We start from the raw sequence: 23,884 nt of genomic DNA, 5'->3' as shown, positions 1-23,884 counted from the left end.
AGGCGTCGTGATCCGATTGAGGAGCGCTCGCGTGTTGTTGCAGGTCGGGTTCGTGATGTTCATGGTGTACGTCGCCGGCATGTCAAACCCCTCGACGCCCCTGGCGCAACAGGGCGGCAGCCACGCCAGCCTGGCGGCCGCCGGCGGGGCGGAGTTCGTGCCCGGTGAAGTGCTGATCCAGTTCCGCGCGGGGACGTCAGACGCGGAAAAAGGGCGCGCGCGCGCCCGCGTCAGAGCGGAGTTCGACGAAACGGTCGCTGCCGCGGACGCGCGCAGTGACGGCAAGGGCGATCTGGAACTCGCACGCGTGCCCCCCGGGGTCACGGTCGCCGCAGCGGTGCGCGGGCTGCAGTCCGACCCCGCGGTGGAATTCGCGGAACCGAACTTCGTCTACTACCACGCGGCCACATCGAACGACCCCTACTACACGAACGGCTCGCTGTGGGGCATGTACGGCGACGCCACCGCACCGGCGAACCAGTACGGCAGCCAGGCCGGCGAAGCGTGGGCGGCGAACCACACGGGATCGCGCAGCGTCGTCATCGGCGTGATCGACGAGGGCATCCAGTTCACACATCCGGACCTCGGCGCCAACGTCTGGACGAACCCGTTCGACCCCGCCGATGGCATCGACAATGACGGCAACGGCTACGTCGACGACATCCACGGATGGGATTTCGACGGCAACAACAACACCATCTACGACGGCGGCAAGAGCGGGACCGCGGACGACCACGGCACGCACGTGACCGGCACGATTGGCGCCGAGGGTGGCAACGGGGCCGGCGTGGCCGGCGTCAACTGGCAGGTGACGTATATCTCGGGCAAGTTCCTCGGACGCCGCGGCGGCACGACCGCCAACGCGGTCAAAGCCGTGAATTACTTCACGGACCTGAAGATCCGCCACGGCCTCGACCTCGTCGCGACCAGCAATTCGTGGGGTGGCGGCGGATTCTCGCAGGCGCTCCTGGATGCGATCACCGCTGGCGCCCGGAACAACATCCTGTTCGTCGCCGCGGCGGGCAATGGCGGCTCGGACGGCGTGGGCGACAATAACGACACGACGGCCAGCTACCCGAGCAACTACGACACGACCGCGGGTGCGGGCTGGGATGCGGTGATCGCGGTGGCGGCGCTCAGAAGCGACGGAACGCTCGCGTCCTTCTCCAACTACGGCGCGAAGACCGTCGACCTGGCCGCGCCCGGCTCCGGCGTGTATTCGACGACCGCCTTCAACACGTATTCGTCCTACAGCGGGACGTCGATGGCGACCCCGCACGTCAGCGGCGGCGCGGCCCTGTATGCCGCGACGCACGCCGACCGCGGCGCGTCTCTCAAGGCCGCGATCCTGAACAGCGTGGCGCCGACCGCCTCGCTCGCCGGCAAGACGGTCACGGGAGGACGGCTCAACGTAAGCGGGTTCTAGAGGGTGCTGGGTTCTGGGTTCACCCGGAACCCGGAACCTACCTCGCGAGCGGCAGGCGCACGGTGAACGTCGCGCCGCGGCCCACGCCCTCGCTCTCGACGTCAATCCGTCCGCCGTGCGCTTCGACCAGGTGCTTGGCGATCGACAACCCGAGGCCCAGCCCGCCCGCCGCGCGGGAGGGCGAGGACTCCTCCTGCCGGAAACGGTCGAAGACATACGGCATGAACGCGGGTGAGATGCCCTGCCCCGTGTCGGCCACGGCGATGACCCCCTGATCGCCATCCACCCGCACGGTGACCTGGATCGAGCCTCCTGCCGGCGTGAACTTGACCGCGTTCGACAGCAGGTTCCAGACGATCTGCCGCAGCCGCACGGGATCGCCGCGAAGCTCGACCTCCGACGCGCCGCCCACGTCGATGCGCACGCGCTTGGCGTCCGCCGCGGGCTGCACCACCTCGACCGCCGCGCCGACACACGACGCCGCACTCACCCGCTCTATCGACAGGCGCAGGCTCCCGGTCACGATCCGGGACACGTCGAGCAGGTCGGCGACGATGTCCGCCTGCGTTTGCGCGTTCCGCAGGATGGCCTGCGCCCCGCGCCTGATGCCCTCCGGGGGCAGGTTCTCGTTGGCGAGCATGTGCGCCCACCCGACAACGGCATTCAGCGGCGTGCGCAACTCGTGCGAGAGCGTGGCGAGAAACTCGTCCTTCATCCGGCTCGCCTCTTCCAGCTCACGTCTCAGCCGTTTCTGCTCGGTGATGTCGCGGGCGATCTTGGACGCGCCGACGATCCGGCCGTCGGCCGCGCGGATGGGGGACACCGTGAGCGAGATATCCACGAGCGTCCCGTCCCTGCGCCGCCGGATGGTTTCGTAGTGCTCGACCGACAGGCCCGCACGAATCCGGCGGAACACCTCGGCTTCTTCGGGCAGGCGGTCTTCTGGAATGATCGTGGTGATGGAGCGGCCAATCATTTCGCCGGCGGTGTACCCGAAGATGCGCTCAGCCGATCGGTTCCAGGTCTGGACGATCCCGTCCAGGTCCTTGCTGACAATCGCGTCGTCCGAGTAGGCGACGATCGCCGCCAGCCTCGCCTTGTCGTCAATCGGCACCGTGGAGATTCTACCCTGCTTCGCGCCCGCGGCGCCGGCCGGGCTTCGGGCGCCCGGGGAGGGTGGCCCGGCAGCCGGCGCCTCCGGCGGGACCGGCCACCTGTGCTACGCTAAACAACGTAATCGCTACGTATCATAACGTCATGCGGAACCCGTTCGTCTACGGCGAGGTCGTCCCCCTCGCGGCGTTCGCCGACCGCGTGGTGGAGCTCGACCGCCTCGTCACGGACCTGTCCAGCGGCCAGAAGGTCTTCCTCATCTCGCCGCGGCGCTACGGCAAGTCCTCCCTGATCCGGCGGACGCTCGCCTCGCTCGAGCGCCGCGGGCTGCTGACGATCGACCTGACCGTCGCGAGTTACAGCTCGTACCTGGCGTTCCTGGAAGGGTACGCCCGCGCGGTCGCCTCGGCGGAGACCCCGTGGGACCGCGCGAGGGCATGGCTCCGCCAGGCGCTCGGGGCCGCGCGGCCGGACATTCGCGTCGAGCCGGATCAGGCGGGCGCGCGGCTCACCGTCGCCTTCCCTTCCGTCACGACGCCGCGCGAGGTCGAACGCCTGGCCCCGGAGGTCTTCGCCCTGCCCGGCAAGCTCGCGGCCGCCCGCCGCCGCCGCGTCGTCGTGGCGCTCGACGAATTCCAGGCGATCGGCGGGTTCGACGGCGGCACCGTCGAGCACGCCCTGCGCGCCGCAATCCAGCGCCAGCGCGATGTGGGCTACGTCTTCGCCGGGTCCGAGCCGACCTTGATGGAACGGATGCTCGGGCCGAAGCGCCCGTTCTACAAGGCGGGACCCGTCATGCGCCTGGGCCGCATCCCGCCCGACGAGTTCGCGGCCTTCGTCGAGGCGCGGTTCACGAAGACCGGAATCACGCCGGAGGCGGGGACGGGCGCCGCGATTGTGGAACTGGCGGGCAACATGCCGTACGACGTGCAGCGCCTCGCCCACGAAGCGTGGGACGACGCGCACGCGGCGGGGCGATCGCGAATCACGGAGGACGACCTGCACCGCACGCTGCGGCGCCTTTTGTCGCAGAACGACACGCTCTTCGAGGAACTGTGGCAGCGGCTGACGCTCGTGCAGCGCGCCACGCTGCGCGCCGTGGTGCTCCACGACGGGCGCGCGCTGCTCTCGGCGGACGTGCGCGGCCGCTATCGTCTCGGGGGAACGTCGACCGTGCAGGCCGCCCTCACGGCGCTGACACGCGAAGACATCGTGGCGCGCGAGGAGGACCGCTACCTCGTGAACGACTCGCTGCTCCGCGAATGGGTCGCACGGCGAACGTTCTAAAGGCTCCGCGTCTGCGCTATCCTATGCGCCCGATGACCGATGATTTCGACCCTCGGCGGTTTGACGAGTTGTCAAAGTGCCCCGAATGCGGCCGCGCCATGACGGTGGAGCCGCAGGTCGCCGAGCGCGTGGGGCTGTACTACCGCTGCGCGCAGCACGGACGCTTTCGGTATTCGTGGGACCACGATCGGCTCGAACCCGTGGGCGAGCTCGAGTGAAGAGCGCCTCGGTCAGAGGCCCAGCCGGTACCGGCCGAGGCGCGCGAGGAGCGTCGCCTTCAGGTCTTTTTCCGATGTCGCGGCGGTCAGGTCGATGTCCGCGTCGCTCAACGCGTCGACGAGCGCCCGGATGAGCTGCGCGCGGCTGATGGCGGCGCCGCTCTGCGCGTGTATGTTCGCTGCCAGACGATCGAGAAACGCGATTTGGCGGTTGAACAGGACCACGGTGACCTTGGTCCAGGCTTCGTCGTGGACAGGTGGGCGCCCCCGCTTACGTTTCTTACCGGAGAAGATGTCTTTGGCGCTCTTGCCGGAGGTGTGTCTGCGCGTTGGTGTCATGGGTCCTGTCGCTCATGCGGGTCCACGTGCTCATACCACTCCGGTCAGCGGACGGTCTTTCCACCCTTAATTCCCGCGCCTTCGTTGGGGAGAGGGTTGCTATTCTTCACTGGCGAGCGGTTTATTTCAAGTCCGGCGCCCGCCGTGGGCCAACCGCGGCACCGAAGACCCCGCGGCAGTTCCGTCCCTAATGCGCGCGCCCGCGGCGGGCGAGCCGCTGCAGGATGTCCACGCCGAGCCGGCGGTACGCGCGGGCCGCGGCCCCGGCGGGCTCGTACTCGAAGATGGTCTGGCCGAACGACGGCGCTTCGGCAAGCGCATGGCTGAAGGGAATCTCGGGGCGAACCACCGCGTCACGATAATGGCCGCGCAGCATGCGGATGTTCTGCCGCCCGCTCTTCGACCCGCGATCGACCATCGTCACCACCATGCCGAGGAGCCGCAGCCGATCGTTGAACCGCCGGCGCACACGATCGCCCGCATCGACGATGCTGGCGGCCCCCTCGAGGGAGAGGTACTGCGGCGTCACCGGCACGAGATACCACTGGGCCGCGGCGAGCACGTTGATGTGCAGCAGCGACAGGCCGGGCGCGCAGTCGATCAGGATGGTGCGGTAGCGCTGCAGCAGCGGCTCGATGGTCCTGCGCAGGCACAGCTCCCGATCTGGGGCATCCGACAAGGCGACATCGGTGTTGGCCAGGTCGGCCGACGCGGTGATGACGTCGATGCCCGGCCGGACTCCCCGGCGAATCGCGCGCTCCAGCGGCAATCCGTAGAGGAACGGGTGGGCCAGCGAGGGTGCGAGGCGCGCGCGCGGGATGCCGACTCCGAGCGACGCCCCCGCCTGGCTGTCCGCGTCGATGAGCAGCGTCGGGCCCCGCCCGGCGAGCAGGACGGACAGGTGGATCGCGGTCGTGGTCTTCCCCACGCCCCCTTTTGTGTTGATGACGGCGATGACCACGGCCAGAGGTCCGCTATTCTATCCCCATGCAGGTGCGTTCCGGACTCGACCGATTGCTTGATGAGATTGATCGCGGCACGCGGCTCGCCGGCGCGCGCGTGGGACTCGTGTGCAACCCGGCATCGATCGATGCCCACCTGGTGCACGCCGCCGATCGGCTCGCCGGGAGCTCGCCTGTGACGATCGGCGCGCTGTTCGGGCCCCAGCACGGCTTTCGATCCGACCTCCAGGACAACATGATTGAGTCGCCGCACGCGAAGGACGCCCGCCGTCGCGTGGCCGTGTACTCGCTCTACAGCGAAACCCGCGAGCCCACGGCCGAGATGCTCGCGGGGCTCGACGCGCTCATCGTCGATCTGCAGGACGTCGGCACGCGCATCTACACCTTCGTGTACACGATGGCCAACTGCCTGCGTGCCGGCGCGCGGCACGGCGTGCCGGTCATCGTCTGCGACCGGCCGAATCCCATCGGCGGCGTCGGCATCGAAGGGGCCGTGCTCGATCCGGCCTACACGTCGTTCGTCGGCCAGTTCCCGATCCCGATGCGGCACGGCATGACCATCGGCGAGCTGGCGAAGCTGTTCAACGAGGCGTTTGGAATCGGCGCGGCGCTGGACGTGGTGCCGATGGACGGCTGGCGGCGCGAGATGTACTTCGACGACACGGGCGTGCCCTGGGTGATGCCGTCTCCCAACATCCCGACGCTCGACTCCGCCGTCGTGTATCCGGGCACGGTGCTGTTCGAGGCCACGAACATTTCCGAGGGGCGCGGCACGACGCGCCCCTTCGAGCTTGTCGGGGCGCCATGGATCGACGGAGAGCGGCTCGCCGATGCGATGAACGCGCGCGGGCTTCCCGGCGTTCGCTTCCGCGGCGTGTTCTTCGAGCCGGCCTTTCAGAAGCACGCGAAGCAGACGTGCGGCGGGTGCCAGCTCCACGTGCTGGATCGCCGCGCGCTCGAGCCGGTCAGAACCGGCGTCGCGCTCATCGAGGAGTTCCGGCGGCAGGCGCCGGATCGGTTCGCGTGGAAAGAGCCGCCGTACGAATACGAGTACGAGAAGATGCCGATCGACATCATGTGGGGATCGGATCGGCTTCGAAAGGCGATCGAGGCCGGCGAAGGGGCGGACGCGATCGCGGCGTCGTGGCGCGACGAGGCGGCCGCCTTCGGCAACCTCCGGCGGCCGTACCTGATGTATCCGCCGGCCTGAAGGCCGGCGGCTACCGCGCGGCCACCGCGCGCGCGCGCCGGATCTGCTCGGCGTGCTTGTGCGCGTGTTCCGCGTAGATCTGCAGCCACCGTTCCACGGTGTAGCGGCCGTGTTCGCTGTGCGTGCCCTCGCGCGCCCATTCCTCCGCGCCCATCCGCTCCAGGATCTCCGCCGTCGTCTCGCGGGCGTAGCGGAACGCCTCGAGGGACTTCTCGTACGGGCGGTCGTAGTGCAGCTTCCGCGCGTACTCCTCCTGGTCGTAACCGTGTATCTGCGGCCGCTCTTCGGCGAGCAGCATCCGCAGCCTGATCGCCGAGGCCATCTCGCTGTCCGCAAGGTGATGCACGATCTCGCGCGGCGACCATTTCCCGGGCGCGGGATGGCGATCGAGCGCGGACGGATCGATGCCGGCCAGCGCCTCCGCGACGGCCCGGTACCCGTCCTTGTACCGGTCAATCAGGCTTTTCCGTGTGCGGTCGTCCACGTTACCCCCTCGTGATGGCGAGCCCGGGCGACTTGGGGCGTTCGGGCTCGAGATGGTGGCGGATCAGGTGCTCGCGGAGGCGATCGAACGCTTCCTGCGGCGTATCCGCCGGGTGCAGTGCGTCAAGGTCGCCCGGGGACACCGCGCCCCATTCGACCATCGGCTTCAAGTTGAGGATCTGGCTCCAGTATTCCGACCCGTAGAGGACGACGTCGATCTTCGCGGAGAGCTTCTGGGTCTGCGCGAGGGTGAGGAGCTCGAACATCTCGTCCAGCGTGCCGAACCCTCCCGGGAAAATCACGAGCGCCTTCGCCATGTAGGCGAACCAGAACTTGCGCATGAAGAAATAGTGGAACTCGAAGTGCAGGCCGGGCGAGATGTAGCGGTTCGGGCCCTGCTCGAACGGCAGCCGGATGTTCAGGCCGATCGTCCTGCCGCCGGCTTCGTACGCGCCGCGGTTGGCCGCCTCCATGATGCCGGGCCCGCCCCCCGACGTCACGACGAACCGGTGCCGGTGGGAATCGAGTTTCGTCGACCACTCGGTCAGCATCCGCGCGAGCTGCCGCGCCTCTTCGTAGTAGCGCGACCACTTCACGGCGATGCGCAGGCGCTTCAGGTCCTGGCGGTAGTCCCTGCTGTTTCCCGGGCGCGCCTGCAGGCGCTTGAGCGCGCGCTCGGCCCTCGTCCGGCTGTGCACGCGCGCGGATCCAAAAAAGACGACGGTGTCCTGGATGTCCTGTTTCTGAAATCGGCGCAACGGCTCGAGGTACTCGGCGAGGATACGCACCGGCCGCGCGGTGCCGCTCTGGAGGAACTCGGGGATCTCGTACGCCAGCGGCTGATGGTTGGCCATGTCTGAAAAACTGTATCATCATGCCGCCGGAGCATGGCCGCAGGTGGGACCGTGGACGTTTCGTGTTGGAGAGTGCCGGGCTCGGTCGTGGCGGGCGCAGGCGTGGGCGCCCTGGTGCTCGTGATGGGCGTCGCCGGATCAGGCGCGCAGGAAGCGGCGGCGCGGCAAGGGGGCTGGACGATCCCTCCCGCCGCCGCGCAGGAGCAGAGCCCGCTGCCGTCGAGCCCGCAGGCGCTCGCAGCGGGGCGCGCGCTCTTCCAGAAGAACTGCCAGCGCTGCCATGGCCCCAAGGGGGTCGGTGATGGTCCTGACGCCGACCCCGATTACATGGCCGACATGGACCTCACCAACCCGAAACGCGCCGATCACAACCCGGACGGCGTCGTCTTCTACAAGGTCTGGAACGGCCGGAAGAAGCCGAAGATGCCCGCGTTCAAGGAGGAACTGTCGCGCGAGCAGGTGTGGGCCATCGTCGCGTACGTGCAGACGCTGCGGAAGGACAAGTGACCGTCGCCGCGTCTTTGACCCGCCTGTCGCAACAGGCCGCCCGCGAGGATACGTGATCGACGAGTCCCTGGTCATTCGCGCCGCGCCGGCCCGCGTGTTCGCGGCCTTTTTCGACCCGGCCGCGCTCGCGACGTGGTGGCAGGTGGCGCGCTCGATCACTACGCCGCGCCCGCTCGGCGTGTACGCCGTCGAATGGGACGCCACCGAGGAACGCGACGAGATCCTGGGGCGGCTCGGCGGCGTCTTCTCCGGCCGCGTCGTGGACGTGCGCAAGGGACAGGAGTTCTATGTGGCCGATGCGTGGTGGCTGCCGCCCGACGGCGACCCGCTCGGCCCGATGGGGCTCCACGTGACGTGCGTGGCAGAGGGAGGCGGCTGTCGCGTGCGCGTTCAACAGCAGGGTGGCGAGGACACGCCGCGCTGGCGGCACTACTACGAGCTGACGCGGCCAGGCTGGCGGTCGGCGCTCGAGACGCTGCGGCACTGCCTCGAGCAGAGTTCGCGATGAGCGGGGCCGAGGCCCGCGCGCGCGGCCTCGGGTTCGGCTTCGGCTTCGGCTTCATTCAGGCGCTGGGACTCCGCGACGTCGTGCTGATGACGGTGGTCGCCGTCGTCAGCCTGCGCTGGATTCCATTCGCCGCGCGCGCCGGCCCCTCGTCGCTGACGCTGTGGGTGCTGGCGTGCGCCGCGTTCTTTCTGCCGCTCGCGGCGGCGCTCATCGCGCTCTCGCGCCGCTATCCGGACCAGGGCGGATTGTACGTGTGGACGAGGCGCGCGTTTGGCCCGCGCCATGGCTTCGTCTGCGGCTGGTGCCTCTGGGTCAACAATCTTTTCTACTTTCCCTCGCTGCTCCTCTTTGGCGCCGCCAATGCGCTGGCGGTTGGCGGCGCGTCATGGCAGGCGTTCGCGGACACGCACGCCTATTCGATCGCGTTCGTCCTTGGGGGGATCTGGCTGACGGTCGCGATCAACATCGTCGGATTGCGCAGCGGCAGGCGGGTGCAGAACGTCGGCACGGTGGGCGTGTGGTTGCCGGCGTCGCTGCTGATCGGGGCCGGCGCGATCGCGCTCCTCACCACGGGTTCGGCGACGCCGTTCGCGACGTCCCAGCTGGTTCCGCCGCTGGCCACCGAATCGCTCGGCACGCTCGCGCTGTGGTCGGCGATGTGCTTCGCGTTCTCCGGCTTCGAGATTACCTCTCATGTGGGGCAGGAGGTGAAGGACCCGGCGCGAACGCTGCCGCGCGGCGTGCTGATCGCGGGCGCCGCGGTTGCCGGCGTGTACATTCTTGGTTCCGCCTCCCTGCTGATCGCGCTGCCACCTGAGTCGCTCCACGACCGGAGCGGCATCACCGACGCGGTCAACCTCGTCGCCTCGCAGCGGGGGCGCTCGGCGCGTGGACCGGCGGGCTCCTGGCGCTGGCGGCGTTTGCCGGGACGTTTTCCTGGATGGCGGGGGCCGCGCGGGTGCCCTTCGCGGCGGGCGTTGATCGCGCGATGCCCGCCTGGCTCGGCCGGCTGCACCCGCGCTTTCGCACGCCGCACCTGGCCCTCCTCGCGCAGGGGGCCCTGTCGAGCGCCATTTTCCTCGGCAGCGTGTTCCTGACCGTGACCGGCCGTCGCACCAGCACCCGCGGGACTTACGACGTGCTGGTGAACCTCACGATCCTCGTGTACTTCGTGCCGTACATCTATCTCTTTCTGTCGGTGCCGCGGCTCGTGTCGGCGCCAACCGCGCGCCTTCGCGCCGCCATGCTCGTCGGCATGGCCGCCACGCTCATTTCGATCGCCCTGCTCTTCGTCCCGCCGCCGGGCACTGCCAGCGTGGTGAATTACGAACTCAATCTGATCGGGCAATCGGCGGTCGTGCTCGCCGCGGGGCTCGGCTTCTATCGGCGTTCGCGGTCCTAGGTTCCAGCACCGCGCGCGCTCAGACTCTCCTGAGCGTCAGGAAATTCGAGTGGGGCTGGCGGAGGTTCGGGCTGACGCTGACAAGCACGACGACCGCTTCCCCCTGGATCGCGCCGCAGGCGACGATCGACCGCTCGACTTCCTGCTCGCTCCCCAGCGCGCACACGATCGGGACGACGCCCCACTGCAGCGCGAGCCGCTCGGCGACGGCAATCGAGTCGGTCGCGGCGTAGATGGGGGCCTTCGGGCGGAGCGCCGACAGGAGCCGCGCCGTCTTGCCGCCGCGGGTCACCGCGACGATGGCGTCCGCCTGTCCGGTGCGAGCCAGGGTCACCGCCGCCTCGCACAGCGCGCGGCCGTGGCCCGTGCGCGTCGGATCGACCGACGGCTCCACGGTCGTGGCGTCGGGCAGCATGCGCTCCGCCTCGCGCAGCACGGCATCGAGCGCCCGCACCGCCCTGACGGGGAACTGCCCCGCCGCGGTCTCCCCTGCCAGCATGATGGCGTCCACGCCCTCTTCCACGGCGTTGGCGGCGTCGCTCACCTCCGCGCGGGTGGGCCGCGGCTCGAACCGCATGGATTCCAGCACCTGCGTGGCGACGATGGCGGGCAGCCCGCGTTCACGCGCGCGGCGCGCGATGGCTTTCTGCACGGTCGGGACGCGCTCGAAGGGAAGCTCCAGCCCGAGGTCGCCGCGGGCGACCATGACGCCGTCGGCCTCCTGGAGGATCGCGTCGATGTGATCGACGGCGCTCGCGCGCTCGATTTTCGCGATGACGCTGGCCTCGCGCCCGACGCGCCGCATCACGTCCCGCGCGGCGCGGATATCGTCCGCGGTCTGCACGAAGCTGATGGCGACCAGGTCGACGCCCAGCTCGAGGCCGAAACGCAGGTCGGAGACGTCCTTCTCCGTCAGCGCAGAGGACGGCAGCGGCACGCCGGGGGCGGCGATGCCCTTCCGCTCGCCGAGCGGGCCGCCGTTCACCACGAGGGTGTCGATCCCCTGCCCATCCGCCCCCGCGACCTGCAGCTCGATCCGCCCGTCGTCGAGGAGCAGGCGATCCCCGCGGCGCACCGCGGCAGCCAGCGGCGCGTACGCGGAAAATACGCGCGAGGCGCTCCCCTCACCCTCGCCGATCTCGATACGCAGCGTGGCCCCTTCCTCGAGGGCCACGGGGCCTCCGCCGGTGAGCCGGCCGGTGCGGATTTTCGGCCCGGCCAGGTCCTGCATGATCGCGACATGCCGCCGGGCGCCGCGCGCCGCGTGTCGCACCCGGGCGAACACGTCCGCGTGCGTCTGCTGGGTGCCGTGAGAGAAATTCAGACGGAAGACGTCGACGCCCGCCTCGACAAGCTCGGCCAGCGTGGTGTCGGACTGGCTCGCGGGGCCGACCGTGGCGATGATCTTGGTGTGCCGCATGCGCGCGGGCTTCAGCTTACAATTTCAGATCCGCCGGAGGCAACGGCCGGCGGGAATATGCAGCACATGCGGGCGCTCCTCGTCGGCGGCGCCGCCGCTGACGCCGCGCGCCTCGCGGCGCGGCTCGCGCCGGCGGCGATGGTCATCTGCTTCGCGCGAGATCGGCCCGCGGCCGACGCGGTGACGGCCGCGCTCCGCGCCGGCGCCCCCGGCGCGCGCGTCAGCGTGATGCTGGGCGACCCGGGACTGCTCGTCCACAAAGTCTCCGGGCCGTTCGATCTGATCGTGCTGGCCGCCGACGCGCGAGAGCGCGCGTCGCGGCACCGCGATCGGCTGCTCGGGCTGCTGCGGGAGAACGGTGAACTCGATGGCTGAGCGACTGGACCAGTTCCGCGCGTTCCGCGAGAAGATGAACGCGCGCATCCTCGAATCGGGCAACCTGGAGATCAAGCGGTTTTTCGCGCTCGACACGCGCGCCTACGAGCCGGGCGCCCTGCCGGTCAAGACCAAGGAGCTGCTGGGGCTCGTCGCCTCGCTCGTGCTGCGCTGCGACGACTGCGTCACGTATCACATCGCGCGCTGCCGCGAGGAGGGGACGACGCGCGACGAGTTCTTCGAGGCGTTCAACGTCGCCCTCGTCGTGGGCGGGTCCATCACCATCCCGCACCTCCGCCGTGCCGTCGCGACGCTGGACGAGGTCGAACAGATGGCATAGGCTGCAGACATGAAGTCCATTTCGATCGTCACCGGCGTCGGTCTGCTGGCCGCGGGCATCGCGGTCGGCGCCGTCGGCATGGGGCAACAGGGCTCGGCCGGCGCGTCGGACGTCGCGGCGCTCCGCAAAGACGTCGAGGCGCTCAAGTCACGCCTGCAGACAGTCGAGCAGCAGCTCGGGCAGCTCCTGGCCGCCCTCAACCAGGCCCGCGATCCGCAGCCGCAGCAGGTGCCCATCAACATCACCAACGCCCCGGCGCGCGGCCGCGCCGACGCGAAAGTGACGATGATCGAGTTCTCGGACTTCCAGTGCCCGTACTGCGGCCGGCACGTGCGCGAGACGATGCCGCAGATCGATCGCGAATACATCCAGACGGGCAAGGTGCGCTACGTGTTTCGCGATTTCCCCATCGACTCGCTGCACCCGCAGGCGCCGAAGGCGCACGAGGCGGCCAATTGCGCGGGCGACCAGGGCAAGTACTGGGAGATGTGGGAGCGGCTGTTCGCCAACCCGCGCCAGCTCTCCCCGGCCGAGCTTCTCGAGCACGGCAAGGCGGTCGGCGTCGACCCGGCACGCCTGAAGCAGTGTCTCGACAGCGGGCGGTACACGGCGGCCGTCAACGCGAGCGTGCAGGAGGCGGTCAATCTTGGCGCCACGGGCACGCCCGCCATCTTCTTCGGCATGACCGAACCGGGCAGCAACACGGTCAAGGTCGTGCGCGTGCTGCGCGGGGCGTATCCGTACGACCGGTTCAAGCAGACGATCGATGAGCTGCTGGCACAGTAGTCACGTGCGACGTGCGAGGTGCCACGTGCGACGTGCGAGGTGCCACGTGCGACGTGCGAGGTGCCACGTGCGACGTGCGCCGGGGCACGTGCGACGTGCGAGGTGCCACGTGCGACGTGCGCCGGGGCACGTGCGACGTGCGAGGTGCCACGTGCGAGGGGCCGCGTGCGCGGCGGTGCTGGTCGTGATGCCCGCTCTCGCCGCGGGCGCGCACGCGCAGTCCGCGGCCCCGCGCCGGCAGTTCGTGAGCGTCAGCCTCGACCAGCAGCACACGCGGCCGCTCCATTTTGCCGACTGGCCCGTGCGGGAGCTGGTGGGGCGCGAGGTCGCCGAGGCGCAGCGCGAAACCTACGACTACCGCTCGCGCGACGAGCTGACGAAGGTGGAGGTGCTGGAATTCAGGCGCCGCGGCCGCGGGTTCGGCGTGACGGTGTATCCCTTCGGGCTGTCGGCCGGATCGACGCTGGGGATTCGCGCGAGCCGCGAGGATCTGCCGGTGATTCGAATCGCGTTCGACGGGCCCGCCACCGTCTCGAGCTACGCGCTGACCGACGCGCGCGCGTTCGACGCGAGCGTCGGCGTGTACGTCTCGGACCGATCCCCCGGCTGGGGTCTGGGGAGCCGTGCCTTCCTTGCGGGCGGCGCCGGACTCATTCGCAGCACGCTCAGCGACGGCACCCGCCTGTTCGCCGAAGCGGGCGGCGGGCTCGTCGTCGGGCCGATCGCCGTCGACCTGGCGCTGAAGGTCGCGATGAACCGCCTCGACCGCCCGATCGCGCACAAGTTCCTCACCGTGCCGCTCGCGCTGCGGACGAGCGTCAGCTTCTAATGATGAGGGAACGTGCCATGACCATTGAACAGTGGCTCGAGGCGGCAACAGCAGACGCGCGGCGGCGCGGCCTCGACGATCTCGTGCCCATCCTTGAATCGCTCGCGGCCGCCACGCGGCTGCTGCGCGCGGCGCCGTGGAACCAGCATGCAGACGGGCACGGTCAGTAGCCTCACCCTTCATGCGCTCGGCCAGCGCGTCCGCGCACGCGAACTGCGCAGCGCCGATCTGGTGGACGCGTGCCTGCGCGAAATCGACCGCCACCGCGCGCTGAACGCGTTCATCACGGTGACGCAGGACGCCGCGCGCTCCCAGGCCGAGCAGGCAGACCGCGAGATCGCGGCCGGCCGTTATCGCGGCCCGCTCCACGGCATTCCCGTGTCGCTGAAAGATCTGATCGACGTCGCCGGCCTTCCGACGACGGCGGCCTCACGGGTGCGCGAGGGCCACCGCGCCGCCGCCGATGCGCCCGTCGTCAGCCGGCTCCGGCAGGCGGGCGCGGTCCTCATCGGCAAGACGAACCTGCACGAGTTCGCGTTCGGCACGACGACCGAGGACTCCGCGTTCGGGGCGGCGCACAATCCGTTCGACCCGTCGCGCTCGCCCGGCGGATCGAGCGGCGGATCCGCGATCGCGGTTTCGACCGGCATGTCGGTCGCCTCGGTCGGCACCGACACGGGCGGCAGCATCCGCATTCCATCCGCGGCCTGCGGCATCGTCGGGCTCAAACCCACGGCCGGCGAGATTCCCGTGGAGGGGGTCGTGCCGCTCAGCCGCACGCTCGACCACGTCGGCCCGATGACGCGGTCGGTCCTCGACGCGGCGCTGATGTACGAGGCGCTGTCGGGCCGCATGTCGAGCGCGGCCGAATGGACGCCAGCCGCCGCGCCGCTGCACTTCGTCGTCCCCGTTCCGTTCTATCTCGATCGCCTGGATCCCGACGTGCGGGCGCGGTTCGAAGAGACGTGCCGCCATCTCGAGGACGCCGGGCACCGCGTGACGCGCGGCGCGATCGAGCACGCGACGTTTGTTCCCGCGGTATACCTGCACATCGTCATGGCCGAAGCGATGGAGTATCACGCGGCAACGCTCGATGCGGTCCCGGAGAAGTATGTGCCCGGCGTGCGCACCCGGCTCGAGATGGGGCGCTACATCCTCGGCGAGGATTACGTGCGTGCGATGCGCGGCCGCGACGTGCTGATCAAGGCCGTGGACGCCTCGCTGGCGGACGCCGACGCGCTGCTGCTCCCGTCGCTCGCGATTCCCGCGCCGCCGCTCGGCGCCGCGTCCGTCGAGATCGAAGGCGTGAAGGAAGCCGTGCGCGGCCTGACGCTGAAGCTCACGCAGACGTTCAACATCACGGGGCACCCCGCGCTGTCGCTGCCCATGGGCGTCACCCGCGACAACCTCCCGTGCGGCTGTCAGATCGCGGCGCGCCGCGGCGCGACGCGCGAGCTGCTGCGCATCGCGCTCGCCTGCGAGGCTCAGATCGGTCCCGGGCCAGGATCGGTCGGGGGCGGCACCGGATGAATGTCGGGTTTCCGGTCGGGTTCCCCCCCCGGCCGCTTCGGGGGCCGCTCGGTCGGCGGGCGATCCACCACTTCTCCCGGCCGAGGCACGTCAGGTTTCGCCGGATGCTCGACGGTCATACGAGGGCCGGCTGCAACACCCTTGCCTCCTCGAACCCCTCGAGCCCCTCGAACCCCTCGCGCCAATGCTGAGCTGGCTCTTTCACGCCTGGGAACGCCGCCTCGCCGCCGTTTCGAAGGATCGCATCGTCCGTCCCTTCGAGTGGGGACTGGAGTGGCTCGATGCCGCGGGCGTGACGCCCGACGCGCCGCCCGCCGAGATCGTGGACGCGTGGTCGGCCACGGTGATGCAGGACAGCGACGCGTTCTATCACGCACCGCCGACCCGCCAGTACCATTTCGACGGCGATCGGCTGACGTTTCCGAGCGCGCTCACGACGCCGCACGAGGAGAACAACACGGTGCACGCGCGGCTGTTTCCTGCCCTGAGCGGGGCGGCGCGCGGCCGTGCCGCCGAGTCGAAGCGAGCCGTCCTCGTGCTGCCGCAGTGGAACGCCGACGCCGATGGTCACGTCGGCCTGGCGCGGCTGCTGTCGCGATTCGGGATCTCGGCGCTCCGCCTGAGCCTTCCCTATCACGACGCGCGCATGCCTCCGGAGCTGACCCGCGCGGATTACATCGTCAGCTCGAACATCGTGCGAACCGCGCAGGTGTGCCGGCAGGCGGTGCTCGACGCGCGCCGTGCGATCGCCTGGCTGGCGTCGCAGGGCTACGAGCGCATCGGCATCCTCGGCACGAGCCTCGGATCGTGCCTCGCGATGCTCACCGCGGCTCACGAGCCGCTCATCCGCGCGGCCGCGCTCAACCACATTTCGCCGTACTTCGCCGACGTCGTGTGGGAAGGGCTGTCGACCGCCCACGTGCGCCAGGGGCTGGACGGCCACATCGACCTCGAAGGTCTGCGGCGGATGTGGCTGCCGATCAGCCCCTTTCCGTTTCTCGACCGCGTGAAGGATCGCAAGGTGCTGCTGGTGTACGCGCGGTACGATCTCTCGTTTCCCGTGCGCCTCTCGCGCATGCTGGTCGACGAGTTCTCCGCGCGCGGGGTGGACCACGAAGTGGCCGTGCTGCCCTGCGGGCACTACAGCACCGGCGTGGCGCCTTTCAGCTGGATGGACGGGTACGTGCTGGTTCGCTTCCTGCGGAAGAGCCTCTGACGCAAGAAGGGGGACAGTCACACTTCTCGCGTGCAGGCATGAGAAGTGTGACTGTCCCCCTTACAGGTATTTGACAAGATCGCGCAGCGCGTCGGCGAGTACCACGGCAAGCGCGCGCATCAGGGGAGAAACCTCGCCGGTGGCGACCGCGTCGGCGACCGTCACGGGATCGGTCACCAACAGCCAGATGGTCGCGCCCGCCAGCGCCGCCGCCACCAGGCCAACGACGCCAAACAGGCTGAGGCTGATACGGCCGAGGCTCATGAATCCCTTCGTACGTTGGACGGCGATCGGCGGGAGGTGGTTCACACCTCCAGCACGATTTTACCGAATTGCTCCCGCCGTTCCATCCGAACTTGCGCCTCGGCGGCCGCTTCCAGCCGATAGGTGGTATCCACCACCGGCGTCAGTTGCCCGCCGAAAAACAAATGCGACGCCTCGAGCAGCTCGGCCTTCGTGCCCATGTACGACCCGAGCAGAGAGAGCTGCCGGGCGAAGAGATGACGCAGGTCCAGCGTGGTCGCGTATCCGGTCGTGGCGCCGCATGTGACGACGCGCCCGCCGCGCGCGAGGCTGCGGATGCTCTGTTCCCACGTGGCCTGTCCCACGTGCTCGACGGCGGCGTCGACACCGCGGCCACCGGTCAGGCGCCGGACTTCTGCCGCGACATCGCCGGACGAGTGGTTGATCACGCCCCATGCACCCATCTGCGAGGCGCGCGCGACCTTTTCGTCCGATCCAGCGGTGGCGATGACCCGGGCGCCCAGGAAACGCGCGACCTGAACGGCCGCCTGTCCCACGCCGCTGCCCGCCGCGAGCACGAGCACATCCTCGCCGGGCCGGACGCGCGCGACGGTCGCGAGCATGTGCCAGGCCGTCAGGAAGGTCAGCGGAAAGGCGGCCGCACGAACGAAGTCGACGTGCGGCGGGATGCGCACCAGGTTGGCGAGCGGCACCCGGACGATCTCGGCGTACCCCCCATCGGAGCGGTATCCAAGAACGTCGTACGACGGACACAGATTGTCGCGCCCGGCGAGGCACGCGGGACAACGACCGCAACTCAGGCCGGGCTGCACGAGCACGCGCGCACCGGTCTCGAAACCCTCTGCGTCGATCACTTCGCCGGCCACATCGCTGCCCGAGATGTGCGGGAGCGGCAGGCTGACGCGATCCAGGCCGCGACGCTCCCAGAGATCGAGGTGGTTGAGCGCGCACGCGCGCACGCGCACGCGCGCGTAGCCGGGCGCCGGCGCCGGGTCCGGCGCGTCCTCGTAGCGCAGGACCTCGGGCCCGCCATGCTGATGGAATCTGATCGCCTTCATTTACGCCATCGCCACTTCCGAGGAGTCACCCAGGTTGAGCGCCGAGAGCGGTGCCGTAATGCGATCGCGGTCGCCGACCACGACGGTGAGCATGCGCGGGGGATCGAGGTACGCCTGCGCCACGCGGGTCACCTCGTCGCGATCGACGGCGGTCACCTTCGGCGCGAACTCGCTGAAGTAATTGTCCGGCAGCCCGTACAGCGCGAGCTGCGCCGCGGCGCGGGCGATCTGATCCGCGGTCTCGAAGTTCCTGGGGTAGCCGCGCGTCAGCGCCGCGCGGGCGGTGGTCAGCTCCGCGTCGGTCACCGGCCGATCGCCGCGGATGGCCGCCAGTTCGGCCAGCGCCTCGCGGAGCGCGTCGGCGGTGACCTCGGTCTGCACCCCCACCTGCAGCAGGAAGGGGCCGCGACCGCGCCGGAAATCGAACGCCGTCCGCGCGCCGTAGGTGTATCCCTTCTCCTCGCGCAGGTTCATGTTCACGCGGCTGATGAACTGCCCGCCCAGCACCATGTTGAGCACGAGGAGCGCGTGATAGTCGGGCGTTTGTCGCGCCGCTGCGACCTGGCCGATACGCAGCTCCGACTGCGCCGCACCGGCGCGATGCACGACCGCGAGGCGCTCGAGGGCCCCGCGTGGCGGATCGATCTCGCCGGCATCCACGAGCGGGGTGCCGTTGCCGCCGGCCGCCGGCTTCCAGCTCTCGAACCCGCGCGCGACCGCCTGCTTCAACGCGTCGTGCGTGGCATCGCCGACCGCAATCACCGTGACGCGCTCCGGGCGGTACGCGCGGCGGTAGTGCTGGTGGACTTCGCGCAGCATCATGCCCCGGAGCGATCCCTCTGTGCCGATGGCGAGATGCCCGTACGGGTGGTTCCTGTAGAGCAGGTGCGTGAACGCCCGATCGGCGACGGCCGGCGCGAGGTCGCGCAGCTGCAGCAACCGGTTCAGCCGGAGATCGCGGACGCGGTCGAATTCCTTCTGCTCGAATCGCGGCTCGCGCACCATCTCCGCGAGCAGGCCGAGGCCGCGCCCCATGTTCCGCGACAGGACGGACATCGTCACGACGCTCGCGTCCGAGCCCACCTCGGTCTCCATCTGGGCGCCGAGCCGCGCGAGCGCGTCGTGGATCTCGAGCGCGGAGCGGTTGCCGCACCCTTCGTCCAGCAGGTCGCCGGTGATGGCGGCAAGGCCCGGACGATCGTCCGGATCGGCGGCGGCGCCGACCGGCAGCAGCAGCACGAAGACGACCACGGGCACGTCGCGGTGCTCGATCGTCCAGATCCTCAGCCCGTTGGACAGCGACGACTTTTCGATGGTCGGAAACCGGAGCTGGGGATCGGGCCCGAGCACCGGCAGGGAGCTGCGATCGACGCGCATCATGAAACGGACACCGGCTTGGAATTGGGCATGGCGAGCGCGAGCCGCCCCCGGGGCACGACACTGAGCATCACGCGGCGGCTGGTCGCGAGGTGCGTTGCGGCGGCTTCGCGGATGTCGTCTGCCGTCGCGTCGCGGTACCGCTGCAGATCCTGCGCAAAGTAATCCGGCCCGCCGAGGAACGTGTTGTACGCATTGAGCTGATCGGATTTGCCCCCGAAGCCTCCCACGGTCTGCAGCCGCTGCACGAAATGCGCTTCGGCCTGCGCGAGCGCGCGCTCGAGCTCCGCTGGCTCGGGGCCGTGCGCGATAAAACGCTCGATCTCACCGCGAATAATCCGCTCCACTTCCGGCAGCATCCGTCCGGGCGCCGCGGTCGCCACGACCTGGAAGAAGCTGGAAAGCTCGCGCGAGTTCTGCGACGCCGCGATCTCGGTCGCGACGCGCGTTTCATAGACCAGCGCGCGGTACAGCCGCGACGTCTTGCCCCCCGCCAGAATCTCAGCCACGAGATCCAGCTCGGCATCCCCTTTCTCGAACAGCGCCGGTGCGTGCCACGACATGTAGATGCGCGGGAGCTCCACGCGGTCTTCGAGGAGCAGCCGCTGCTCGGAGGTGACCTCCGCGCGGGGGGGCACCACCGGCAGCGGCGCCGGGCCGGCGGGAATCTCCTCGAAGTAGTCCCTGGCCAGCTCCAGCGCGCGGCGCGTGTCGATGTCGCCCGCAATCGAGAGCGACGCGTTGCGCGGATGGTAGTAGGTCTGGAAGAACGCGCGGACCTCCTCCAGCCCTGTCGCCTTGAGGTCCTCGGCGCCGCCAATCGTCAGCCAGTGATACGGATGATCCGGCGGGTACATCGCGGCCACCAGCGCCATCGTCGCGAGCCCGTACGGGCGATTCTCGTAGTTCTGCCGGCGCTCGTTGAGCACGACGTCGCGCTGGTTGACGAACTTCTGCTCGGTCAGCGCGGGAAGCAGATAGCCCATGCGATCCGACTCCATCCACAGCGCCAGCTCGACGCCATTGGACGGCACGACCTCCCAGTAGTTCGTCCGGTCTGCGTTGGTCGAGCCGTTCAGCGAGGCGCCCGCTTCCTGCAACGGGTGGAAATAGCCGCGGTCGTAGTGCTGCGACCCCTCGAACATGAGGTGCTCGAAGAGGTGCGCGAAACCGGTTCGACCCGGCCGCTCGTTCTTCGAGCCGACGTGATACCAGAGGTTCACCGCGACGATCGGGCAGCCGTGGTCCTCATGGACGATGACGTCGAGGCCATTGGCGAGCTTCTCGGTGACGAAAGGTATGTGCATCAGCTCACCACGCGACGATGTACCGCTCGCGGCGCGGATCCGCGCCGCCCCTCAACAGGCCGGTCGTGGGATCGATCCCGGCTGCCACCACGCCGGTGGAGATCCCGTACGCGGGACGTACGCGAAGAACGTGCCCGCGACGCGCCAGCTCGTCGCGCACGGCCGCCGGCGCGGAGGCCTCGATCTCGAGCACCCCGGGCTGCGCACGATGATCGTCGAACGAGCTTTCCGGATGCAACGAGTTGAAGCGCGTTGAGGATCTGCTGATCCTGGCTGTCACCGCCGGGCGTGCCGATGGCCAGGAACGGCCTGGCGTCCTGCAACACGATCGTCGGGGTCAGCGTGGTGCGCGGCCGCTTGCCGCCGGCGAGCACGTTGGGGCTCGCCGGGTCGAGCCGGAACGCCTGCATCCGGTTGCTCATCGGCACGCCGGTGTCGGCGGCGACGAACGCGCCGCCGAGCAGCCAGCCGGAGCTGGGGGTCGCGGAAAAAAGATTGCCGTCCTTGTCGACGGCTTCCACCGCGGTCGTGTCTTTCTCAACGCTCGCCGGCGCCGCTTCGCGGCGCTCCCCTCCGGCGGCGCTTTGCTCCCCGCTCGCCGGCGCCGCTTCGCGGCGCTCCCCTCCGGCGGCTCGCTCCTCCTCGGTAAGCGCGCGTCGGGCGGCGGGGTCGCCCGGACGGGTGTCCAGGCTCGCCTTTGCGCGATCGATCAGCGCCCGGCGCTCGGTCGTGTAGCCGTCGGACAGCAGTTCCGCCATCGGCACCTTCACGAAGTCCGGGTCGCCGTAGTACCGGTCGCGGTCGGCGTACGCGAGCTTCACGGCCTCGGTCGCCACGTGGACCGCGTCGGCCGAGCCGGCGCCCATCGACTTGAGATCGAATCCTTCGAGCAGCCGGAGCGTCTGCAGCAGCACGGGTCCCTGGTTCCACGGGCCCGCCTTGTAGATCGTCAGCCCCCGATAGGTGGCGGAGGTCGGCTCCTCGATCCGCCCCTCGTACGCGGCGAGGTCCGCCTCGGTCATCACGCCGCCCGCCTCCTGCACGGCGGCCGCCATGCGTCGCGCGATGTCTCCCTTGTAGAACGCGTCGCGCCCGGCGCGGATCGCCTGCTCCCGCCCGGCGCCAGCCGCCAGCGCGGCGCGCTCGGCGTCGGCCAGCGCCCGCAGCGTCCTTGCGAGGTTCGGCTGCCGGAACATCTCGCCGGCCGCCGGAATGCGCCCTTCCGGATAGTAGGTCCGCATCGTCCAGGCGTACGGCTCGCACCCCTTGCGCTCCGACTCGAGATACCGCCGGAGGAAGTCGTACATCGGGAAGCCGTCGGCGAGCGCGACCGCGGGCGCGAGGACGTCGCCCAGCGACTTCGTGCCGTAGCGCGCGAGCGCGAGCGTGGCGGCATCCACCACCGCGGGAATCGTCGCGCCGAGCGGACCGTTGCCGGGGATCGCCGCCTTGCCGGCGAAGAGCGCGGGGGTGGCGGCGCGCGGCGCGCGGCCCTGCCCGTTGATGACGATCACCTGCCGGTCGCGCGCCGAGTAGATGATGATGGGCGCTTCGCCGCCCAGGCCGAAATGCGAGATCTCCACCACCGCGGCCGCGAACACCGCGGCCACGCCGGCGTCGATGGCATTTCCCCCGTTCATCATCATCCGCGCGCCGGCTTCGGCCGTGTGGCTGCGGCCGGCGGCCACGACGCCGCGGCGCCCGCGAAACTCAGGTCTCAACTGCGCGCTCGCCGTCATGCTCATCACCAGGAGCACAACGAGGGTGGCCACACCCGCGCGGTGAAAAATCCGGCTATGCTCTCGCACCATGCTGTCCCCGGGAGTCATCGTGCATCCTACCGGCAAACCGGCGCGCGGTAAACCGCAATCAGCCATCCAACTGGCGTGGATTGCCCTCGCCGAACTGCTTGGCATGAGCCTGTGGTTTGCCGGCACGGCGGTCGCGCCGGCCCTCGCGGCACGCTTCGCGCTGGGCGCCGACGGCATCGCGTGGCTCACGATGGCCGTCCAACTCGGGTTCGTCGTCGGCACGCTGGCCAGCGCGCTCACCAATCTGCCGGACATCGTCGCGCCGCGCCGCGTGTTCGCGGGCGGCTGCGTGATGGGCGCCCTCGCCACGCTGTCCGCATTCGTGGCGCCGAACGGCGCATCCCTCATCGCCGGACGGTTTCTCACCGGCGTTGCGCTCGCGGGCGTCTACCCGCCGGCCATGAAGATTGCCGCCGGATGGACGCTCCGGCGGCGAGGCACGGCGCTCGGACTGCTCATCGGCGCGCTGACGCTCGGATCGGCGGGACCGCACGTGCTCGCCGCCATCGCCGCCCCGCTGGCGTGGCGCCAGGTCATGGCCGGCGTCTCGATCCAGGCGATCGCGGGCGCGGCGATCATGCTGCTGATCGTGCGCGACGGCCCGCACGTCATCCCGACGGCGCGCTTCGATCCGAAAGCCGCGCTCGTCATCTTCCGCGAGCCGCGCGCCCGTGCCTCAACGCTCGGCTATCTCGGGCACATGTGGGAGCTGTACGGCTGCTGGACCTGGATGGCGGCGTTCGGCGCGGCAAGCGCGTTCGCCTACTCCGGCGCGGCGGCGAGCTGGGGACCGGTGATTGCCGCCATCACGTTCGTCGCGGGCGCGCCGGCCTGCCTGCTCGCCGGGATCGCTGCCGATCGCGTGGGCAAGGCGCGCGTGGCGAGACTCGCGATGATCGCGAGCGGGATCCTGGCGCTCACGACGCCGCTCGTGTTCGGGCGCGCGCCGTGGCTGCTCGTGCTCGTCGCCGTGGTCTGGGGCGCAACGGTCATCGCAGACTCCGCGCAGTTCTCCGCGCTCATCACCGAGTCGTGCGACCCCGCGCACATCGGCACCGCGCTGACCCTGCAGACGTGCGCCGGCTTTCTGCTGACGATGCTGAGCATCCGGGCCACCGCGGCGATCGCGGAAACCGCCGGGTGGCAGTGGGCACTGGCGCCGTTGGCGATTGGGCCTTTCCTGGGCAACCTGGTCGTGGGGCGCGCTGGGCGCTGAGGATCTCAACAATACGGCTTGACCGACCTATTTGGTCGGATATACA

Annotated in this window: 27 protein-coding genes; 16 read left to right on the top strand and 11 right to left on the bottom strand. The window is 69.8% G+C overall.

Annotated features, from left to right (window positions below; genetic code table 11):
* Positions 1-79 precede the first annotated feature (79 nt).
* Complete coding sequence (locus HYU53_16795) at positions 80-1,426, top strand: S8 family serine peptidase (GenBank protein ID MBI2222850.1); 1,347 nt, start codon at positions 80-82, stop codon at positions 1,424-1,426.
* Between the two features lie 37 nt (positions 1,427-1,463).
* Here the strand turns inward: HYU53_16795 and HYU53_16790 are convergent, their stop codons facing one another.
* On the bottom strand, positions 1,464-2,540 hold the full coding sequence (locus tag HYU53_16790) for a PAS domain S-box protein (protein MBI2222849.1): 1,077 nt from the start codon (positions 2,538-2,540) through the stop codon (positions 1,464-1,466).
* 143 nt (positions 2,541-2,683) lie between these two features.
* Here HYU53_16790 and HYU53_16785 point away from each other — a divergent pair, with 143 nt between their 5' ends.
* Positions 2,684-3,826 (top strand): ATP-binding protein, encoded by a 1,143-nt coding sequence (locus HYU53_16785; GenBank protein MBI2222848.1) that lies wholly within the window; start codon positions 2,684-2,686, stop codon positions 3,824-3,826.
* A gap of 32 nt (positions 3,827-3,858) precedes the next feature.
* Positions 3,859-4,044 carry a hypothetical protein gene (locus HYU53_16780; GenBank protein MBI2222847.1) on the top strand — a complete coding sequence of 62 codons (186 nt, stop codon included), beginning with the start codon at positions 3,859-3,861 and terminating at the stop codon, positions 4,042-4,044.
* A 12-nt stretch (positions 4,045-4,056) separates the two neighbouring features.
* Here HYU53_16780 and HYU53_16775 read toward each other — a convergent pair whose 3' ends face one another.
* The gene (locus HYU53_16775; protein MBI2222846.1) at positions 4,057-4,383 is read right to left on the bottom strand and encodes a hypothetical protein; all 327 of its coding nucleotides are present in this window, start codon (positions 4,381-4,383) and stop codon (positions 4,057-4,059) included.
* Positions 4,384-4,570: 187 nt separating this feature from the next.
* A complete protein-coding gene (locus HYU53_16770; GenBank protein ID MBI2222845.1) occupies positions 4,571-5,344 on the bottom strand; it encodes a ParA family protein in 774 nt (257 codons plus the stop codon).
* Positions 5,345-5,370: 26 nt separating this feature from the next.
* On the opposite strand from HYU53_16770, the gene HYU53_16765 reads away from it, so the two are divergent.
* Positions 5,371-6,555, top strand: coding sequence for a DUF1343 domain-containing protein (locus tag HYU53_16765; GenBank protein MBI2222844.1), 1,185 nt, complete (start codon positions 5,371-5,373; stop codon positions 6,553-6,555).
* A 10-nt stretch (positions 6,556-6,565) separates the two neighbouring features.
* Here HYU53_16765 and HYU53_16760 read toward each other — a convergent pair whose 3' ends face one another.
* Together HYU53_16760 and HYU53_16755 are read right to left on the bottom strand one after the other, a co-directional pair.
* Positions 6,566-7,039 carry a DinB family protein gene (locus HYU53_16760; GenBank protein MBI2222843.1) on the bottom strand — a complete coding sequence of 158 codons (474 nt, stop codon included), beginning with the start codon at positions 7,037-7,039 and terminating at the stop codon, positions 6,566-6,568.
* Between the two features lies 1 nt (position 7,040).
* The gene (locus HYU53_16755) at positions 7,041-7,892 is read right to left on the bottom strand and encodes an LOG family protein (protein MBI2222842.1); all 852 of its coding nucleotides are present in this window, start codon (positions 7,890-7,892) and stop codon (positions 7,041-7,043) included.
* 51 nt (positions 7,893-7,943) lie between these two features.
* Between HYU53_16755 and HYU53_16750 the strand changes: the two genes are divergently transcribed.
* The 4 genes from HYU53_16750 to HYU53_16735 are packed head-to-tail and all read left to right on the top strand — an operon-like array spanning position 7,944 to position 10,309.
* Positions 7,944-8,399, top strand: a complete 456-nt coding sequence (locus HYU53_16750; protein MBI2222841.1) for a c-type cytochrome — start codon at positions 7,944-7,946, stop codon at positions 8,397-8,399.
* A 52-nt stretch (positions 8,400-8,451) separates the two neighbouring features.
* The gene (locus HYU53_16745) at positions 8,452-8,907 is read left to right on the top strand and encodes an SRPBCC domain-containing protein (GenBank protein MBI2222840.1); all 456 of its coding nucleotides are present in this window, start codon (positions 8,452-8,454) and stop codon (positions 8,905-8,907) included.
* Positions 8,904-10,004: an APC family permease gene (locus tag HYU53_16740; GenBank protein MBI2222839.1), complete on the top strand. Its 1,101-nt coding sequence runs from the start codon at positions 8,904-8,906 to the stop codon at positions 10,002-10,004. Before HYU53_16745 ends, HYU53_16740 begins: the two co-directional genes overlap by 4 nt.
* A gap of 2 nt (positions 10,005-10,006) precedes the next feature.
* Positions 10,007-10,309, top strand: a complete 303-nt coding sequence (locus tag HYU53_16735; protein ID MBI2222838.1) for a hypothetical protein — start codon at positions 10,007-10,009, stop codon at positions 10,307-10,309.
* 19 nt (positions 10,310-10,328) lie between these two features.
* Here the strand turns inward: HYU53_16735 and pyk are convergent, their stop codons facing one another.
* Positions 10,329-11,729: a pyruvate kinase gene (gene pyk / locus HYU53_16730; GenBank protein ID MBI2222837.1), complete on the bottom strand. Its 1,401-nt coding sequence runs from the start codon at positions 11,727-11,729 to the stop codon at positions 10,329-10,331.
* A 66-nt stretch (positions 11,730-11,795) separates the two neighbouring features.
* On the opposite strand from pyk, the gene HYU53_16725 reads away from it, so the two are divergent.
* The 7 genes from HYU53_16725 to HYU53_16695 all read left to right on the top strand — a co-directional run bounded on the left by HYU53_16725 (position 11,796) and on the right by HYU53_16695 (position 16,805).
* Complete coding sequence (locus HYU53_16725; protein MBI2222836.1) at positions 11,796-12,104, top strand: hypothetical protein; 309 nt, start codon at positions 11,796-11,798, stop codon at positions 12,102-12,104.
* A complete protein-coding gene (locus HYU53_16720) occupies positions 12,097-12,444 on the top strand; it encodes a carboxymuconolactone decarboxylase family protein (GenBank protein ID MBI2222835.1) in 348 nt (115 codons plus the stop codon). Before HYU53_16725 ends, HYU53_16720 begins: the two co-directional genes overlap by 8 nt.
* Positions 12,445-12,453: 9 nt before the next feature.
* Positions 12,454-13,230 (top strand): DsbA family protein, encoded by a 777-nt coding sequence (locus HYU53_16715; GenBank protein ID MBI2222834.1) that lies wholly within the window; start codon positions 12,454-12,456, stop codon positions 13,228-13,230.
* 151 nt (positions 13,231-13,381) lie between these two features.
* Positions 13,382-14,059, top strand: a complete 678-nt coding sequence (locus tag HYU53_16710) for a hypothetical protein (GenBank protein MBI2222833.1) — start codon at positions 13,382-13,384, stop codon at positions 14,057-14,059.
* A 17-nt stretch (positions 14,060-14,076) separates the two neighbouring features.
* Positions 14,077-14,229 carry a hypothetical protein gene (locus HYU53_16705; protein MBI2222832.1) on the top strand — a complete coding sequence of 51 codons (153 nt, stop codon included), beginning with the start codon at positions 14,077-14,079 and terminating at the stop codon, positions 14,227-14,229.
* Positions 14,207-15,589, top strand: coding sequence for an amidase (locus HYU53_16700; protein ID MBI2222831.1), 1,383 nt, complete (start codon positions 14,207-14,209; stop codon positions 15,587-15,589). The genes HYU53_16705 and HYU53_16700 overlap by 23 nt, the downstream gene beginning before the upstream one ends.
* Before the next feature lie 184 nt (positions 15,590-15,773).
* Complete coding sequence (locus HYU53_16695) at positions 15,774-16,805, top strand: alpha/beta hydrolase family protein (GenBank protein MBI2222830.1); 1,032 nt, start codon at positions 15,774-15,776, stop codon at positions 16,803-16,805.
* Positions 16,806-16,865: 60 nt separating this feature from the next.
* Here HYU53_16695 and HYU53_16690 read toward each other — a convergent pair whose 3' ends face one another.
* From HYU53_16690 to HYU53_16670, 5 genes are read right to left on the bottom strand one after another with little or no spacing between them, the layout of a single operon-like run.
* Positions 16,866-17,069, bottom strand: coding sequence for a hypothetical protein (locus tag HYU53_16690; GenBank protein MBI2222829.1), 204 nt, complete (start codon positions 17,067-17,069; stop codon positions 16,866-16,868).
* 41 nt (positions 17,070-17,110) lie between these two features.
* Positions 17,111-18,127, bottom strand: a complete 1,017-nt coding sequence (locus HYU53_16685) for a zinc-binding dehydrogenase (protein ID MBI2222828.1) — start codon at positions 18,125-18,127, stop codon at positions 17,111-17,113.
* Complete coding sequence (locus HYU53_16680) at positions 18,128-19,507, bottom strand: insulinase family protein (protein MBI2222827.1); 1,380 nt, start codon at positions 19,505-19,507, stop codon at positions 18,128-18,130.
* A complete protein-coding gene (locus tag HYU53_16675; protein ID MBI2222826.1) occupies positions 19,504-20,811 on the bottom strand; it encodes an insulinase family protein in 1,308 nt (435 codons plus the stop codon). The genes HYU53_16680 and HYU53_16675 overlap by 4 nt, the downstream gene beginning before the upstream one ends.
* A complete protein-coding gene (locus HYU53_16670) occupies positions 20,811-22,583 on the bottom strand; it encodes a gamma-glutamyltransferase (protein ID MBI2222825.1) in 1,773 nt (590 codons plus the stop codon). The genes HYU53_16675 and HYU53_16670 overlap by 1 nt, the downstream gene beginning before the upstream one ends.
* A gap of 37 nt (positions 22,584-22,620) precedes the next feature.
* Between HYU53_16670 and HYU53_16665 the strand changes: the two genes are divergently transcribed.
* Positions 22,621-23,838 (top strand): MFS transporter, encoded by a 1,218-nt coding sequence (locus tag HYU53_16665; protein ID MBI2222824.1) that lies wholly within the window; start codon positions 22,621-22,623, stop codon positions 23,836-23,838.
* The last annotated feature ends 46 nt before the right edge of the window (positions 23,839-23,884 follow it).

The organism is Acidobacteriota bacterium, assembly GCA_016184105.1.
Taxonomy (GTDB): Bacteria; Acidobacteriota; Vicinamibacteria; order Vicinamibacterales; family 2-12-FULL-66-21; genus JACPDI01.
The sequence above is the reverse complement of the archived record's forward strand: the minus strand, read 5'-3'. Positions and strand labels throughout refer to the sequence as shown.